Genomic DNA, 14,488 nt, shown 5'->3' with positions numbered 1-14,488 from the left:
TCACAAGAATTAAAGATTGATGGTGAAGCCCATGTTGTAGGTACGGTTCAGCGGATATACGTTACCATAACTGTCAGCAGGATGTTCCGGATCAATGAATTTCATGCTTGACCAGGTGTGGGCGTTGTAGATGTTGCAATACACTCTCGCACCTTTGATACCTGCACGTTTCAGCAGGGATACCGGTAAGGTGTAGCCTAACTCAACCGTTTTCAGACGGAGGTAGCTGGCATTGAAATAAGAGAATGTAGAGTTGCCTCTTGCCACGGTGCCTGTGTAAGCGTATTTACCTTTCACCCATTTAGTATTAGGATCGTAAGGGTTGGCAGTTGGATCCTGAGGATGCCATCTGTCCATAAACATTTCAAGTGCGTTGGAATAATTGGATCCCCAGATAGGCTCTGCTAAGATCTCAACATAGTTTACATATACTTTGGCAGCACCCTGGAACAGCATAGCCAGGTCAAATCCTTTCCAGCTCGCATCCAGTGTCAGGCCATAGGAGAACATCGGTCTGCCGCTATAGCTGATAGGCTGTAAGTCAAGGTCAGAGATGATGCCGTCACCATTGGTATCTTCGTATTTATAGTCGCCGGGCAGTGTACCCTGGTCATATTTCACTTTGCTATTGGCTATTTCTTCGTAGCTCTGGAACTGGCCAATGCCTTTGAAACCCCATACCATATCAGAGTAGCGGTTGTTGTTATTGCTTCTCCATTCGTTGTAATTGTTACCATATTTACCTACTTCCTGATAAGTATATTGTGTGCGGGTGAAACCGAAAGTACCTCTTACATTATAGCTCACTTCACCAATTTTGTAGTGATGTGTGACTTCGATATCGATACCACGGGTCATATCGCCATTCAGGTTTTCCTGAGGCAGTGCAGCGCCTACGACTGAAGGCAGACTTACACTGCGGGTGGCCAGCAAGCCACTACGCTTACGCTGGAAGTAGTCTACGATCAAACCGAACATACCGTTTTTGGTATTGAGGTCCAGGCCTACGTCAAATGTTTTCGCAGTATACCATGTAATATTTTTGTTCGCGATACCAGTACTTACAGAGCTGTTCACATAAGTACCATCGAATACAGAACCACCTGGGAGGTTGTTATTATCGCCACCTGCAGGATATGTGTAACCATTCAGGTATTGATAGGTAGAAGCGTTGTCATCACCCAGCACACCATATGATGCACGGAACTTGGCGTTGTCGATGAATTTTACATCCAGGTTTTTCCAGAAGTTTTCATCTGTAAAGCGCCAACCCACGGAACCAGAAGGGAAGAAGCCCCAGCGGTGAGCAGCATCAAAGCGGGAGGAACCATCATAACGGAACCCGAACTCTGCGAGGTACTTGCCTTTGTAGTTATAGTTAGCCTTACCTACATAACCAATGTTTGCATAGTCATACAGGTCAGCGCTGTTGGTAGACATGCTACCCTGCTGGTTATCACTGTTACCTGCGGAGAGCTGATCCAGTGCCAGAGAAAGATCACGGGCTGCAAAGATGTTATCTCCCTGACGGTGCTGACCTTCTACCAAAGCAAGGACGCTCACATTATGCACTTCGTTGAAGGTACGCATGTAGTTCAGTGAGAACTGAGTAAGGATGGATTGCTTGGTATAGAATTCCCTGCGGATGTTGCTGGGACTCTGGTTGGTAGTTGCGTTATAAGATTCGGTCGCGTCATCGTAGTTGTAGAGGTTGTATTGTTTTTTATAGATCTTGTTGTCGAGTAACTGATAGTCGTAACCGAACATACCTTTTGCACGCAGACCTGTGATGCCGGGAACATCGTATTCCAGGCTCACGTTAGACTGGAACCATTTGTTGCCATATTTTCTGTAACCAGACTGGTTAGCGTCTGCCATGGCTACAGGGTTGGAACCGTCTACAGAACCAACCTGCAGGTAGTCGTGATTGTCATTGGAATAAATTGGCTGAATAGCAGCAGATCTTTCCATAGAGCGGATGATCCAGTCGGTGGATTCGTAGTTCTTGTTGGACTCGTCGAAGATACCGTTCAGCTGGAAGTCAGCTTTCAAACGATCAGTGATCCGGCCTGTTACGTTAGAGCGTAAGTTGTAACGTTTGTAGCTGTTGCTGTTACTCCGCAGGAAAGATTCCTGAGAAAGGTAACCGAGAGATGCATAGTACTGTACCCTGTCAGAACCGCCACTGGTGCTCAGGTTGTGCTGAGACATAGGTGCAGATGGCCTGATTACGGCTTTGTACCAGTCAGTACCTTGTTTGGTACCGTTTCTGTAGGCTTCTACTTCGTCGAGGGAGTAGCGGAGTGTACCACCGTTCTGGTTATGCATGGATTTCTCATTTGCGAGGGTCATCCAGTCGGCAGCGCTGGTGCTTTTCGGAGAGCCGATCGGGGTTTGAATACCGAAGTTAGCGTTGTAGTTGATGACGTTGGTACCCGCCTTTCCTTTTTTAGTTGTGATGAGCACCACGCCGTTTGCCGCGCGTACCCCGTATACCGCTGCAGACGCGTCTTTCAGCACAGAGATGCTTTCCACATCGTCAGGGTTCAGGCGGGACATGTTATCGCGGGGGATACCATCGATAATGATCAACGCATCGCCCATGCCACGAATATCGAAGGTATTGTTGAAGGTACCGGGTTCGGAAGATTTCTGTACGATACGTACGCCGGCCAGTTTACCTGTCAGCATGTTGGTTACGTTTTCGTTTTTGGTGCGGACGATGTCAGCGCTTTTAATGGCAGCTACCGCACCTGTTACGGTTGCTTTTGTTTGCTGACCGTAACCTACCACTACCACTTCCCCCAGGGACTTGTTTTCAGCAGATAATTTAATATCGATACGGGTACGGTTGCCTACCACTACTTCTCTGGCAGAGAAGCCGATGAAAGTAAATACCAGTGTATCGTTTTCACTACGCACATGGAGAATGAAGTTCCCGTTGGCATCGGAGGTGGTGCCTCTGGAAGTCCCTTTGATACCAATGCTTACGCCGGGCAATGCTTCGTTGGCATCGTTGGTCACTCTACCGCTGATGGTGATATCGGCAGGAGGAGCAGGAGGCGTAGCAGGTTTATCTTTTTGTCTGATGATGATGGTTTTCTGCTTGATCACATAATCAAGTGGCTGGTCTTTGAAGCAAAGGCGCAGCACCTCATCGATCGGAGAGTTGGTCACTGAAATGCTTACTGGGCGTGCGCTGGCGAGCATGGGTGCGTTATAGAGAAAATTGTAACCGCTTTGTTCTTTCAGGTCCATCAGGAGTTTTTCCAGCGGCACATTGCGCTCCGATATGGTCACATTTTGTGCCTTACCATGTACCTGAAGGGCGGTGAACATAACTAATAGAAATGTTTTTAGTAGCAGTTTTAATGGCACGTGGAATTGCCGAGGTTTTTTAAATTGTAGATAGCATCGCATAGATGTACGTTTTGTTGGAATTTATGAATGTGTGTTTTTTTAGCAATAGAATTCCCTTACCGGTGCAGGGTTTGCGCCGGTTGTGTTAAAAATTAAAGTGGATGATGTTAAGGTAACACCGTCAGCTCCCTTCCCTGAATCCTGAAGTGGATGGTGCCGGTGAGTTCGATCATGCTGAGTACTTCCGAAATATTATCAAAACGTGAAATAGTGCCGGAAAAGATCTTTCCGTTCATATCACCTTGGTAATTTACCCTTACGTCATACCAGCGTGCAAGTTTTCGCATAATGCTTTGTATGTTTTCATGGTCAAAAGTAAAGTAGCCGTTTTTCCAGGCTATGACTTCTTCTAAGTTTGCTTTGCAGGTGGTGATCCGGGTGTTTGAGTCAGTCATTTGTGCCTGCATACCCGGTTTCAGTAATTGTTCGCCTGAGTGGTTGTTCACTTTGACAGCGCCTTGCAGCAGGGTCACTTTACTTTTCGCCTCGTCTTTGTAAGCCATGACGTTGAAGTGTGTGCCCAGTACTGTAATGGTGTTGCCGTCGAAGTTTACCTTAAATGGTTTGGATTCGTTTGTTGCAATTTCAAAATATACTTCCCCGCTTATTTCCACTGTCCTTTCATTGTTCCTGAAGGTAGTTGGGAATCGAAGGGAGGAAGTGGCGTTGAGCCATGCTTTGGTACCGTCTTCGAGTACGATCTGGTATTGTCCACCGGTAGGGGTGGCGATCGTGCTCCAGGAGGTGGCGCTACTGCCAGTTTTGTCGTTATATTCTATGAGTCCATTTTGAACCTGTTTAATGATTACACCGTTTTTTGTGGTCAGGGAACCTGCCCCTGCGCTGTCCAGCGTGATAGAGGAGCCGTCTGCGAGGGTCAGGATAGCCTTATTGCAGCCGGGCGTCACCTTGTTGGATGCAAGGTTTTTTAGCGTTGATGGCGGCAGGGTTGGATTGTTTTTATAGATGGATGAAAGTAGGATGAAGAGGCCGGTAAAAGCAGCAGCAGCTGTGAGAATAGTGGTCAGTGTCCTGATGCCGGTTCGTTTTTTAGGTTTGATCTCCTGTTCGAGCAGTGCGTGTAATTCGTTTTCTATTTCGGTTTTGTCACCCATTTCAGCTTGCCAGGGGTGTTCTTCCGCTTCCATTTGGTCGGTATATTCCTGTAGTCGTAGTTTTTCTTCGGCTGTGATTGTGCCTGATAACAGTTTTTCGTATAGCAAAAAGAATTCCCGTGGACTCATTTGTTTGATTTATAGGTATCTGATAAACTAGAGACCCTTTTGGGGACTCACACACATAAATTTGAAAAATATTTTTTGAAGACGGGTGGGGCCGGAAAAAAAAAGAATAATCTCTGGCAAATTGTTACCTTTAATCCACACTACGTTATGTCCATTTATCATGTGCTTAGGCCATTTATCAGACCATGAACTTTGGGAGTCCATATTAAAGGGGGATCAGGTTGCTTTTTCTTACTTCTTTAAGAAGCATTGGCAGTCTGTATACACAACTGTATTTTTCCATTTAAAGGACAGGGAAGTCAGTAAAGAAATCACCCACGACATTTTCCTGAATATCTGGTTAAAGAGAGAACAATTAGAAATACTTTCTTTCTCGGCGTATTTAAAGGCGGCGGGGCGGTATCATGTGTACAAACATTTGAAGAAGGAGAAGGTGAAGCCATTGTCGTTTAATGAGGATATCGGGCAGTTGGATGATTATGCTGTTCAGAATGAGGGGTATCAGCAGTTGTCGCGACAGGAACTGGAGGATAGTGTGGAGGAGTTTGTGCGGAGGTTGCCGAAGCGGTGCAGGGAGGTGTTTTTACTGAGCAGACAGGAACATTTGTCGAACGACCAGATAGCGGGGAAGTTAGGAATTTCGAAGAGGACGGTTGAGAATCAGATTACCTATGCATTGCATCATTTGAGGACGATGCTGAAGGTGATATCTATATTTTTGTTTTAGCCCTGGATATTGTATGTTCGTAAATATCCCTAATATTTTATCCAATGCATTGCAAACACTGTGGCAATCTAATTGAATGCCAGTGAGTCAGCCTGATTACCTTTTACTGAAAGAAAAACATGCACCCTTTCCGGAGAAAGGGTGATGGTATACTGATAGCAGCTTTGTGCAAAGGTGCAGATGATGAATAGTGCAAGGGTTCTTATCATTGTACACTCCATTCATGAATACCTGATGAATTGTCTTTTGGCAACTGTACTTCCAGCCTTAAGGCGGTAGTGTTCACAGGTTCAAAAGTTACGCTATTGTATTTGTCTTTTGCTATTTCGTAAGGTGTTTTATTTACGACAGGTATCCATTCATCACCTTTTTTATAATAGAGTTTCCAGGATACAGGAATACGACATCCACCAAAAGGTCCGTCATCATACCAGTATACTTTAGAACTGGAAATTGTATACGCCTGATCGAAATCGTACTGCACCCATTCCAGCGTATCCTGTTTTGGCCACCAATGTAGATAGAGTGAACTGTTGTCATGAGAATCCAGTGGATCGTACTGATCATTCAGTGCCATGAACATCCGTTTGTTTTTTATGCCCGCACTTACTTTTGCTTTGGAGGCAATGGTTGGAGCTGGCTTTGGTCTTGCCGCAGAGGCTTCGAAAGGAATCCATACAGCCATTTCACCGGGACCACGATTTGCCCATGCGTAGTATGGAATAGCTGTTACTGTTTGAGTGGATGTAATGAGTTGATCGCTGTTTAACTGCCGGCTGGAAGAGCTACCATTCATCTGTAATACGGTTACACCGTTCAGCATATCAGGTTTATAAACAGCATTCACAGTAGCATTTTTATCTACGACAATATTTTGTACAGTGGCATCTTTATTATCCGGGCCTTCCAGGCAATACATGATAGGACCACGTTCCAGGGCGAATCGTTTTCTATCAGCAACTACCTGATCGTTGGCCATAATCTTTTGTACGCTCATGGGAAAGTCAAGTCTTATTTTATCACCTGCTTTCCAGTTACGGGTAATGACAGCAAACCCTTTTTCCATTTTGTAAGTAGCAGGTTTACCATTTAGCAGGATGGCCAGTTTAGGCAGACTGGCACTATCTGCATCGTAATATAAGTTGCCCGGTACAGGGGAGCCTTTTGCCCATTCAGGAATACGGATATGCAGTGCAAAGTTCGCTGCTTTGGCAGGTGCCACTGCAATATCGACCTGTCCATCCCATGGGTAATTGGTGGTTTGTGTGATCTGAACAGCACCAACCGGTAATTTAATAGAAGCTGTATTACCAGCAAAGAGATTTATATAGAGATTGTTTTGGTTCTGGGCGTAAATATATCCGGGCATAGAAGGTAGGAATCGCGTCATATTTGAAATACAACAGGCACAACCAAACCACGCACTTCTTTGATGCTGTCCCATAGACGCTAATGGATTCGGATAAAAGAACCGATCTCCTGAAAGAGATACACCAGATAATAATCCATTGTATAAAGTACGTTCCAGTACATCGATATATTTCGCATCGCCATGCAGCAGGAACATCCTGCTATTCCAGTATACGTTCGCGATAGCAGCGCAGGTCTCAGCATAAGCACTCATATTTGGAAGTTCGTATGCCTGTCCAAATGCTTCGCCATTGCCGGTAGCACCAATGCCTCCGGTAATGTAGAGCTTTTTATCTACCACATCATTCCAGATATCATCGATGGCATGCAGGTATTGCTGATCACCTGTGAGTGCAGCTACATCTGCCATGCCGGTGTACATATAGGTAGCTCTTACGGCATGACCTTTGGCTTCGTGCTGATCTACTACTTTTGTAAAAGACTGGTTGTATTCACCGCTATATGGAGATCCGGGACCTCGTACATCGAGGAAGAACTTTGCCAGATGCAGATAGGCAGTATCGCCGGTGACACGGTATAATTTTGTCAGACCTGTTTCTACGATCTGGTGGCCGGGCCATTTTTCTTCTTTGCCATAGCCGAAAGTTTTCACCAGCAGGTCTGCGTTTTTGATAGCAATATTCAATAATGTCTTTTTGCCAGTAGCCTGATAATGTGCCACAGCGGCCTCGTACAGATGACCGGCATTGTACAGTTCATGACTCAGGTCTTCTTCCATTTCCCATCTCTTCGTGCCCATCCATGGATGCGGATGCGCGGAGTGTACGGTACGGAAAGTATATAAATAACCATCTTTTTCCTGTGCAGCGCCGATAATAGCAATCAGTGAATCGAGGTACTTTTCCAGTTCGGGGTTCTTTTTCACCTGCAAACCATACGAAGCTCCTTCAATCACTTTGTACAGATCCGTATCGTCAAATGTATATTCCGTCATAGAATCGCCGGGAATGGTATGGGCGGCACGTCTGAAATTGTCGATGCGGCCTGTCTTGCGACATTGTTCCAGGGTATAGGGAATCGTTACTTCTGCATTCACCCTGATCTTGGGTGCCCAGAAATTGTCGGAGACCTTTACCTGTGTGAAGGCCACAGGCTGTATGGGATAATCTTTTTTCACCTGTGCCTGGAGGGTGCTACAAAATCCAGTCGTTGCGATGATGAGTGTCTTTATCTTCATAGGGATGAAATTATGGTTTCCCCCGGGAATGGGTTAAATAGATATTAATCAGATTTGCCTGTATATTAGCAGAATTTTATGGATCGTTATTTCATTATTAACAAGCCTTACGACATGGTGTCGCAGTTCGTGAGCCCTGACAAAGTTCATCTTTTGGGCGAACTGGATTATGATTTTCCCGAAGGCATTCATGCTGTGGGCAGACTCGACAACCATTCCGAAGGATTGCTTATTCTTACAACCAATAAAAAAGTCACCCGGTTATTATTTGAAAGCGATACACCACACAAGCGTACTTATCTCGTGATGGTCAATAAGGTGATGAGTGCTGAGGCGCTAGAGAAATTGCGTACCGGTGTGACCATTCGTATTAAAGGGGGTGTGGATTACGTAACGCCGCCCTGTGATGTGCAGGTAGTAGAAAAGCCGGCGAATGTAGGGCCAAGGGCGCATGATCTGAAGGAGTACCTGCCAAGGACGTGGATTACGATCACGCTGACGGAGGGCAAGTTTCACCAGGTGAGGAAGATGACGTCAGCAGTGGGGCATCAGACGAAAAGGCTGATACGGATCTCTATAGAAGATCTGTTGTTGGGAGATTTGCAGCCGGGGGAGGTACAGGAGATGGAAGAGGAAAGGTTCTTCCGGTTATTGAATATTGTGAATGTAGCGATATAGAAGCTGTAAGCGCTAATATTACTGTATAATTTAGCAATATCGCATCAGTTTGGTGCCATAATTCTTGGTACTTTGCTGACTTCCTTATCATGCTTAAAAGTAAATTATGTTGAAAAAAAGTGCACTGGCACTGGGTGTATTGTTACTCTTTCAGGTAGCACGTGCCCAGGATGCAGCACCATCCCGTTACGGAATCATTCCTTATCCGCAACAGTTGGTGCCACAGGCTGGAGAATTTGTCATTACCGCAAAAACGAAATTGGTTGTTCCTTCCGGAAAAGCTTTCAGCAATGAGGCGGCACAGTTACAGGCACTCATCAAACAGGGCTTAGGTCAGGCATTGCCTGCAGGCACCAAAGCAGGTGCGGGTTCCATTGTATTGACACAGAACGATCAGCTGGAAGGCGAAGAAGATTACACTTTGCAGATCAGCACGCAGGAAATTCAGATAGGTGCAAAAACGCCTACCGGTATGTTCCGCGCGATCCAGACCCTGCGTCAGCTGATGCCGGTATCAGTAGAAGGTGCTACCACCAAACTGGCGAAGATCGCCATCCCTGCTGCGGAGATCACCGACCACCCTGTATATGGCTGGCGTGGTATGCACCTGGATGTGTCCCGTCACTTTTTCTCAATCGACTATCTGAAAAAATTCATCAACGTACTCGCCTTGTACAAGATGAATAAATTACACCTGCACCTGACAGATGATCAGGGTTGGCGTATTGAAATCAAAAAATATCCTTTGCTGACAGAAAAGGGTGCATGGCGTGAATGGAACAACCAGGATTCTGCCTGTATGGAGAAAGCCAAAACCAATCCGGATATGGCGATCGACGCTTCTCACATTATTCACAAAGATGGCAAAACTCTGTACGGCGGCTTCTATACACAGGCCCAGATGAAAGACCTGATTGCTTATGCAGCAGCACGTCATATCGAAATCATCCCTGAAATCGATATGCCGGGTCATATGATGGCGGCTATCAGGGAGTATCCTTTCCTGAGTTGTCAGGGTGGTGTGAAATGGGGTAAATTGTTTACCACGCCTATTTGCCCTTGCAAAGAAACGACCTTCGAATTTGCAGAGAATGTATTTACTGAAATTGCGGCATTGTTCCCATCTCAATACATTCACCTGGGTGCGGACGAAGTGGACAAGTCTACCTGGGAGCACTTTGACGGTGTAAAGGATTTCATGAAAGAACACAATATCAAAGATGTTGATGAACTGCAGAGCTACTTTGTGAAGAGAATGGAAAAGTTCTTTAATTCCAAAGGGAAGAAGCTGATTGGCTGGGACGAGATCCTGGAAGGTGGAGTGAGTCCTACGGCAGTCGTGATGTATTGGAGAAGCTGGGTACCTTCAGCACCAGTGCATGCGGCTAAGAACGGGAATTATGTGATCATGACGCCGGGTAATCCTTTGTATTTTGATGGTATTCCTGACAGGAACTCTATCGCTAACGTGTATCATTTTGAGCCGGTTCCAAAGGGGTTGACAGCCGAAGAAGGCCGTTACATCATTGGTGCGCAGGCGAATATCTGGACGGAGATGATCCCTTCTGAAAATCGTGCAGACTTTATGTATATGCCACGTATGACAGCGCTGGCAGAGGTATTATGGACACATAAATCCGATTTTGACGGGTATTCTCAGCGTCTGATGGCGCAGTATAAGCGTCTGGACAAGATGAAGGTACACTACCGTATGCCAGATCTGGATGGGTTTACAGAAGAAAATGTATTTGTAGGAAAGACCAAACTTGCAATCGCGAAGCCTTCTCCTGAGATGACGATCCGTTATACGACAGATGGTACGGCGCCGACAGTAAAGTCTCCTGAATTGCCCGCTGATTATATTATTCCGGGTAAGATTTCCCTGCGTATTGCGGCGTTTAAGCCAGATGGTGTGCATGGAGAGATATATACTTTGAACTATAAACCACAATCATTCTTCAAACCGACTGAAGTGATTGGTTTGCAGCAGGGATTGAAGCTGAATTATTTCGATGGATCATTTAAGAGTGTGACGACACTGAAAGATACTCCTGATAGCAGCGGGTATGTAAACAATGTGATCATGCCTGATAGTATGGGGCATGGTGGCAAGCCATTTGCCGCGACGCTGAAAGGCTTTATCAATGTTCCTGAGACGGCGATATATAGTTTCTTCCTGACGGCGGATGATGGTGCGAACCTTTATATAGATGGTGAGAAGGTAGTGGATAATGATGGCTGGCATGCGCCGTTGCAAAAGAGCGGACAGATTGCGCTGCAAAAGGGTTTGCATCCGATCGAGGTGAAGTTTGTAGAAGGCGGTGGCGGTTATACGTTGAAGCTGGAATATAGGGTGAATGGAGGTAAGATTGGAAGGCTGCCGGACGAGTGGTTGCAGGTAGCGAAATAAATATTGCACATGAACCAATTTAATATTTTTATCGGGCAGCTCACAAGGCTGCCCGATCTGTTTTTTCGAATTTGTTTGAGAAACCTGCCTTGTACGAGTGGTTATTGCAACAGAAAAAGTAGTTTTGCAGCATTATGAAGGATTATAAAAAGCACTTTTTGGTGCCAGCAGCTCCTGAGGAGTTGTACAAGGCATTGACCAATCAATACACCATTCAGTTATGGTCCGGTGAACCTGCGGAAATGAAAGCCGAGGCAGGAACGGAGTTTTCCCTTTGGGGAGACAGTATTGCGGGTATGAACCTCGAGTTTGAGGAGGATAAGAAGATTGTGCAGGAGTGGTATTTCGGGGATCAGCCGGAAGATTCAATTGTGACGATTATACTTCATCCTCACAAGAAAGGAACGGATGTGGAGCTGAGGCATACGAATATTCCTGACGAGGCATTTGACGACATTGTGGATGGATGGAATGAGGCGTATTTTGGAGCACTTGTTGATTTCTATTCATGAAGCCAGCGAGCATCAGTGAAATAAAGAAAGAATTGCAGGCATTGCCCCCGGCGAGGCTAATGGAGGTATGTTTGCGGTTGGCGAAGTTTAAGAATGACAATAAAGAGTTGTTGTCTTATTTGTTATTCGAAGAGGAAGATCTGCAGGGATATATAGCCGCCGTGAAGCTGGAAATGGATGAGGCGTTTACTACCCAGCCGAAGACGAACATTTATTATGTGAAGAAGCATTTGAGAAAGATATTGAGGGGAGTGAGTAAGCAGATAAAGTATACGGGGTCGAAGGTGGCGGAGATAGAGTTGCTGTTGTACTTTTTAATGAAGATTAAGAAAGCGGGCATAAAAGTAGGAGAGAGTCCGGCATTGGTCACGATATATATGGGGCAGATGAAGAAGATCCGGAAGGCGATAGAGGGGCAGCATGAAGACTTGCAATATGAATATTTAAAAGAATTAGAAAGATTATAAGTTGATTAGCAGGCAATTGCCTGCTTTTTTCTTATGCGGTAAGTACTAAACTTTCAGAATATTTTGAAAATACGATAAACTGTACTAGGTTTGTACTGTTATGAATATCCTTGCATATATCATCTACCTGTTCATCACTTACCTGGTCACCGTCAGGGTGGGTTTACTCTTTTTCCGGAACGGCCGGTTATACATCCTGGGGTTGTTGCAGGGGGATGTATCGCTGACTGATTTTATCAATAAGATCTTGCTGGTGGGGTATTACCTCGTGAATTTAGGGTATGCGGCTATCATGATCAGTTGTTGGAGTACGGTGCATACCTGGCTGGAAATCCTCACTAGTATCACGACTATGACGGGCAGGATCTTATTAACCCTGGCAGTGATGCATTATTGCAACATGGCGGCCATTTTACTGATCAAAAATAGAATTTCATCACATTAAAACTATACAATATGAACTTCATTGCTTACCTCATTTATCTTCCTGTAGTCATTTTTGTAACCTGGTATGTAGCGCATACGCTTTTCAAAAATGGCAGGGTGTTTATGCTGGAAATTTTTCATGGTAAGGAAGATATTGCGCTGGCCACAAATAAGTTGTTCGAGACGGGGTTTTATTTATTGAATTTAGGCTTTGCTTTTTTTATCATGGAGATCGCGCAGGAAGTGGAGAGTAATCGTACACTAATGGAAGTGTTGAGTATGAAGATTGGTGGATTTTGTATATATCTGGGCGTGATGTTGTTCTTTAATTTGTACTTATTTTTCAGGGGAAGAAAGCATGCAAAACGTACGCCGCTGCCTCTTATAATAAATTAAATGTCAATATGTTAACGCTTTGCTAAAATCTTCTGATCATTAAATCTTTCCTTTAAACGAGAGTCTAATAACTATAAAAAGAAAAGGAGGAGTCATGAAAAAGATAATAATTGCGTTAACGATGACCGTAATGGCGACAGGTGCTTTTGCAATGGGTCCCGGACATGGTGGCGGAGGCTTTCATGGGGGAGGACGGACAACCGTCATAGTAGGCGGTGGTTTTGGTTACTACAGCCCATTCTATTCACCATTTGGCTGGGGTTTGGGGTATGGATACCCTTACTATGCGGCTCCTTATCGACCTACTAAACTCGATATGCAGGTGATGGACATTAAAAATGACTATGCCGACAGGATCGCCTCTGTGAAAATGGATAGAGACCTGAGTGGTAGAGAGAGAAGGCAGGAGGTAAGACAGTTGAAAAGAGAACGAGACAATGCTGTGTATGACGCCAAGAGGAATTATTACAAACAGCAGATGGAACGGAGACAACAGTCGCAACAGCAGCAGCCACAGGAACAAACTCAGCCGGAAACGCAGCAGCAATAATGGATTTGAAAAGCCGCAAGTGATTGCGGCTTTTTTTATAATACTCCTAAGATCTTTTTAGGCAGATGTGCAAACCGATATCCCAGTGTAAAACTCAGGTTCCAATCTGTCCGGTGCATATCTTTCACTAATAAATTCGTATTCAGATTTTCCCACGAGGCATTGAGGTATGCATAATACTTATCGCCATTATACCCCGCATTGATCCAGCCCTGCATATCAGTCACCGCCTGCAGTCTCTTATTATCTGTATTTAATTCATGCAAAGCCCCTGCACCAAATATTACCGCAGGTGCAATGATCCACTTATGCTGTCCCAGAACGATATTGTGGGTGTATCCTGCCTTAAATACCAGCGACAACCACGAGGGGTTAGAAGATAATAAATTATAAGTAGATGAGTCTGATATCAGATGTGGCGTCGGTTTTTTCCACCTGATCTGATGCCAGAGCGGTGTTGCTACCAGGAATACAGAACCCGCAGATTGCAGCTGTTGTTCGGAAAAGGAAGTGGCTGCTTTGTAAGAGTATTTCCTATGATTGATATAATAAAAGAGATCGAGTCCCGCATTCGTAAAATCAATCCCCTGGAAGGCTTCATATCCCCTGTGGTCATGATTGGGTATCAGTAATCCATTATAGGCGTTATAAAACGGCTCTACGCTCACCGCATGACTACCAAACTGCATCCTGATGAGCCGATAGTGATACTTTGCCTTATTGTCCAGTTCTGTACCGGGTATATTGACAGAATATTGCAGGTATAGCCATTTATAACTCACATCGCCTCCCAGGTACCCACTGCTGTTCACAGCCAGTTTATAATTACGCTGTCTGTTTTGGTGGGTCCTGAATTTAAACGTCGTGCTATACGTTCCCGCATATAGCTCAACTGTATTTTTCCTTTGAAATGGCTGAATATAAGCCGAGTCTGTTTTTTGAGCATACAGTGTAGCAGGAAAAATTACTAACAGAAAAAGGTAACGCCACATGATTTTACAACAACAGGAATCAGTAAAAGGTTTTTTCGCAAAAAATGTTTAAGTTTCT

13 protein-coding genes are annotated in these 14,488 nt (G+C 44.9%); 8 read left to right on the top strand and 5 right to left on the bottom strand.

Features of this window, described 5'->3' with window-relative positions; translation table 11 throughout:
- Positions 1-9: 9 nt before the first annotated feature.
- Together QQL36_RS28490 and QQL36_RS28485 are read right to left on the bottom strand one after the other, a co-directional pair.
- Complete coding sequence (locus QQL36_RS28490) at positions 10-3,339, bottom strand: TonB-dependent receptor (RefSeq protein ID WP_179091162.1); 3,330 nt, start codon at positions 3,337-3,339, stop codon at positions 10-12.
- A gap of 188 nt (positions 3,340-3,527) precedes the next feature.
- Positions 3,528-4,664 (bottom strand): FecR family protein, encoded by a 1,137-nt coding sequence (locus QQL36_RS28485; protein WP_321567599.1) that lies wholly within the window; start codon positions 4,662-4,664, stop codon positions 3,528-3,530.
- Between the two features lie 160 nt (positions 4,665-4,824).
- Here QQL36_RS28485 and QQL36_RS28480 point away from each other — a divergent pair, with 160 nt between their 5' ends.
- Positions 4,825-5,391, top strand: coding sequence for an RNA polymerase sigma factor (locus QQL36_RS28480; protein WP_321567598.1), 567 nt, complete (start codon positions 4,825-4,827; stop codon positions 5,389-5,391).
- Positions 5,392-5,459: 68 nt separating this feature from the next.
- On the opposite strand, the gene QQL36_RS28475 is transcribed toward QQL36_RS28480, so the two are convergent.
- Together QQL36_RS28475 and QQL36_RS28470 are read right to left on the bottom strand one after the other, a co-directional pair.
- Positions 5,460-5,600 carry a hypothetical protein gene (locus tag QQL36_RS28475; RefSeq protein WP_321567597.1) on the bottom strand — a complete coding sequence of 47 codons (141 nt, stop codon included), beginning with the start codon at positions 5,598-5,600 and terminating at the stop codon, positions 5,460-5,462.
- Complete coding sequence (locus tag QQL36_RS28470) at positions 5,597-7,999, bottom strand: glycoside hydrolase family 127 protein (RefSeq protein WP_321567596.1); 2,403 nt, start codon at positions 7,997-7,999, stop codon at positions 5,597-5,599. The genes QQL36_RS28475 and QQL36_RS28470 overlap by 4 nt, the downstream gene beginning before the upstream one ends.
- A 78-nt stretch (positions 8,000-8,077) precedes the next feature.
- Here QQL36_RS28470 and QQL36_RS28465 point away from each other — a divergent pair, with 78 nt between their 5' ends.
- The 7 genes from QQL36_RS28465 to QQL36_RS28435 all read left to right on the top strand — a co-directional run bounded on the left by QQL36_RS28465 (position 8,078) and on the right by QQL36_RS28435 (position 13,438).
- Positions 8,078-8,677 carry a pseudouridine synthase gene (locus QQL36_RS28465; RefSeq protein ID WP_321567595.1) on the top strand — a complete coding sequence of 200 codons (600 nt, stop codon included), beginning with the start codon at positions 8,078-8,080 and terminating at the stop codon, positions 8,675-8,677.
- Between the two features lie 106 nt (positions 8,678-8,783).
- Positions 8,784-11,087: a family 20 glycosylhydrolase gene (locus QQL36_RS28460; RefSeq protein ID WP_321567594.1), complete on the top strand. Its 2,304-nt coding sequence runs from the start codon at positions 8,784-8,786 to the stop codon at positions 11,085-11,087.
- 134 nt (positions 11,088-11,221) lie between these two features.
- On the top strand, positions 11,222-11,599 hold the full coding sequence (locus QQL36_RS28455; RefSeq protein ID WP_083723892.1) for an SRPBCC domain-containing protein: 378 nt from the start codon (positions 11,222-11,224) through the stop codon (positions 11,597-11,599).
- Complete coding sequence (locus tag QQL36_RS28450; RefSeq protein ID WP_083723890.1) at positions 11,596-12,066, top strand: hypothetical protein; 471 nt, start codon at positions 11,596-11,598, stop codon at positions 12,064-12,066. The genes QQL36_RS28455 and QQL36_RS28450 overlap by 4 nt, the downstream gene beginning before the upstream one ends.
- A gap of 100 nt (positions 12,067-12,166) precedes the next feature.
- The gene (locus QQL36_RS28445) at positions 12,167-12,511 is read left to right on the top strand and encodes a hypothetical protein (protein WP_321567593.1); all 345 of its coding nucleotides are present in this window, start codon (positions 12,167-12,169) and stop codon (positions 12,509-12,511) included.
- A gap of 11 nt (positions 12,512-12,522) precedes the next feature.
- A complete protein-coding gene (locus QQL36_RS28440) occupies positions 12,523-12,888 on the top strand; it encodes a hypothetical protein (RefSeq protein ID WP_321567592.1) in 366 nt (121 codons plus the stop codon).
- Positions 12,889-12,982: 94 nt separating this feature from the next.
- Positions 12,983-13,438, top strand: coding sequence for a hypothetical protein (locus tag QQL36_RS28435; protein ID WP_321567591.1), 456 nt, complete (start codon positions 12,983-12,985; stop codon positions 13,436-13,438).
- Between the two features lie 35 nt (positions 13,439-13,473).
- Here the strand turns inward: QQL36_RS28435 and QQL36_RS28430 are convergent, their stop codons facing one another.
- Positions 13,474-14,430: a DUF4421 family protein gene (locus QQL36_RS28430; protein WP_321567590.1), complete on the bottom strand. Its 957-nt coding sequence runs from the start codon at positions 14,428-14,430 to the stop codon at positions 13,474-13,476.
- Positions 14,431-14,488: the final 58 nt, after the last annotated feature.

The organism is Chitinophaga sp. LS1 (assembly GCF_034274695.1).
In the GTDB taxonomy this organism is placed as follows: Bacteria; Bacteroidota; Bacteroidia; order Chitinophagales; family Chitinophagaceae; genus Chitinophaga.
The sequence above is the reverse complement of the archived record's forward strand: the minus strand, read 5'-3'. Positions and strand labels throughout refer to the sequence as shown.

Bases quoted from the DNA above. Each gene is read 5' to 3' on its own strand.
- QQL36_RS28490 (WP_179091162.1), bottom strand. From the start codon at position 3,339: ATGTTCACCGCCCTTCAGGTACATGGTAAGGCACAAAATGTGACCATA.
- QQL36_RS28485 (WP_321567599.1), bottom strand. From the start codon at position 4,664: ATGAGTCCACGGGAATTCTTTTTGCTATACGAAAAACTGTTATCAGGC.
- QQL36_RS28480 (WP_321567598.1), top strand. From the start codon at position 4,825: ATGTGCTTAGGCCATTTATCAGACCATGAACTTTGGGAGTCCATATTA.
- QQL36_RS28475 (WP_321567597.1), bottom strand. From the start codon at position 5,600: ATGATAAGAACCCTTGCACTATTCATCATCTGCACCTTTGCACAAAGC.
- QQL36_RS28470 (WP_321567596.1), bottom strand. From the start codon at position 7,999: ATGAAGATAAAGACACTCATCATCGCAACGACTGGATTTTGTAGCACC.
- QQL36_RS28465 (WP_321567595.1), top strand. From the start codon at position 8,078: ATGGATCGTTATTTCATTATTAACAAGCCTTACGACATGGTGTCGCAG.
- QQL36_RS28460 (WP_321567594.1), top strand. From the start codon at position 8,784: ATGTTGAAAAAAAGTGCACTGGCACTGGGTGTATTGTTACTCTTTCAG.
- QQL36_RS28455 (WP_083723892.1), top strand. From the start codon at position 11,222: ATGAAGGATTATAAAAAGCACTTTTTGGTGCCAGCAGCTCCTGAGGAG.
- QQL36_RS28450 (WP_083723890.1), top strand. From the start codon at position 11,596: ATGAAGCCAGCGAGCATCAGTGAAATAAAGAAAGAATTGCAGGCATTG.
- QQL36_RS28445 (WP_321567593.1), top strand. From the start codon at position 12,167: ATGAATATCCTTGCATATATCATCTACCTGTTCATCACTTACCTGGTC.
- QQL36_RS28440 (WP_321567592.1), top strand. From the start codon at position 12,523: ATGAACTTCATTGCTTACCTCATTTATCTTCCTGTAGTCATTTTTGTA.
- QQL36_RS28435 (WP_321567591.1), top strand. From the start codon at position 12,983: ATGAAAAAGATAATAATTGCGTTAACGATGACCGTAATGGCGACAGGT.
- QQL36_RS28430 (WP_321567590.1), bottom strand. From the start codon at position 14,430: ATGTGGCGTTACCTTTTTCTGTTAGTAATTTTTCCTGCTACACTGTAT.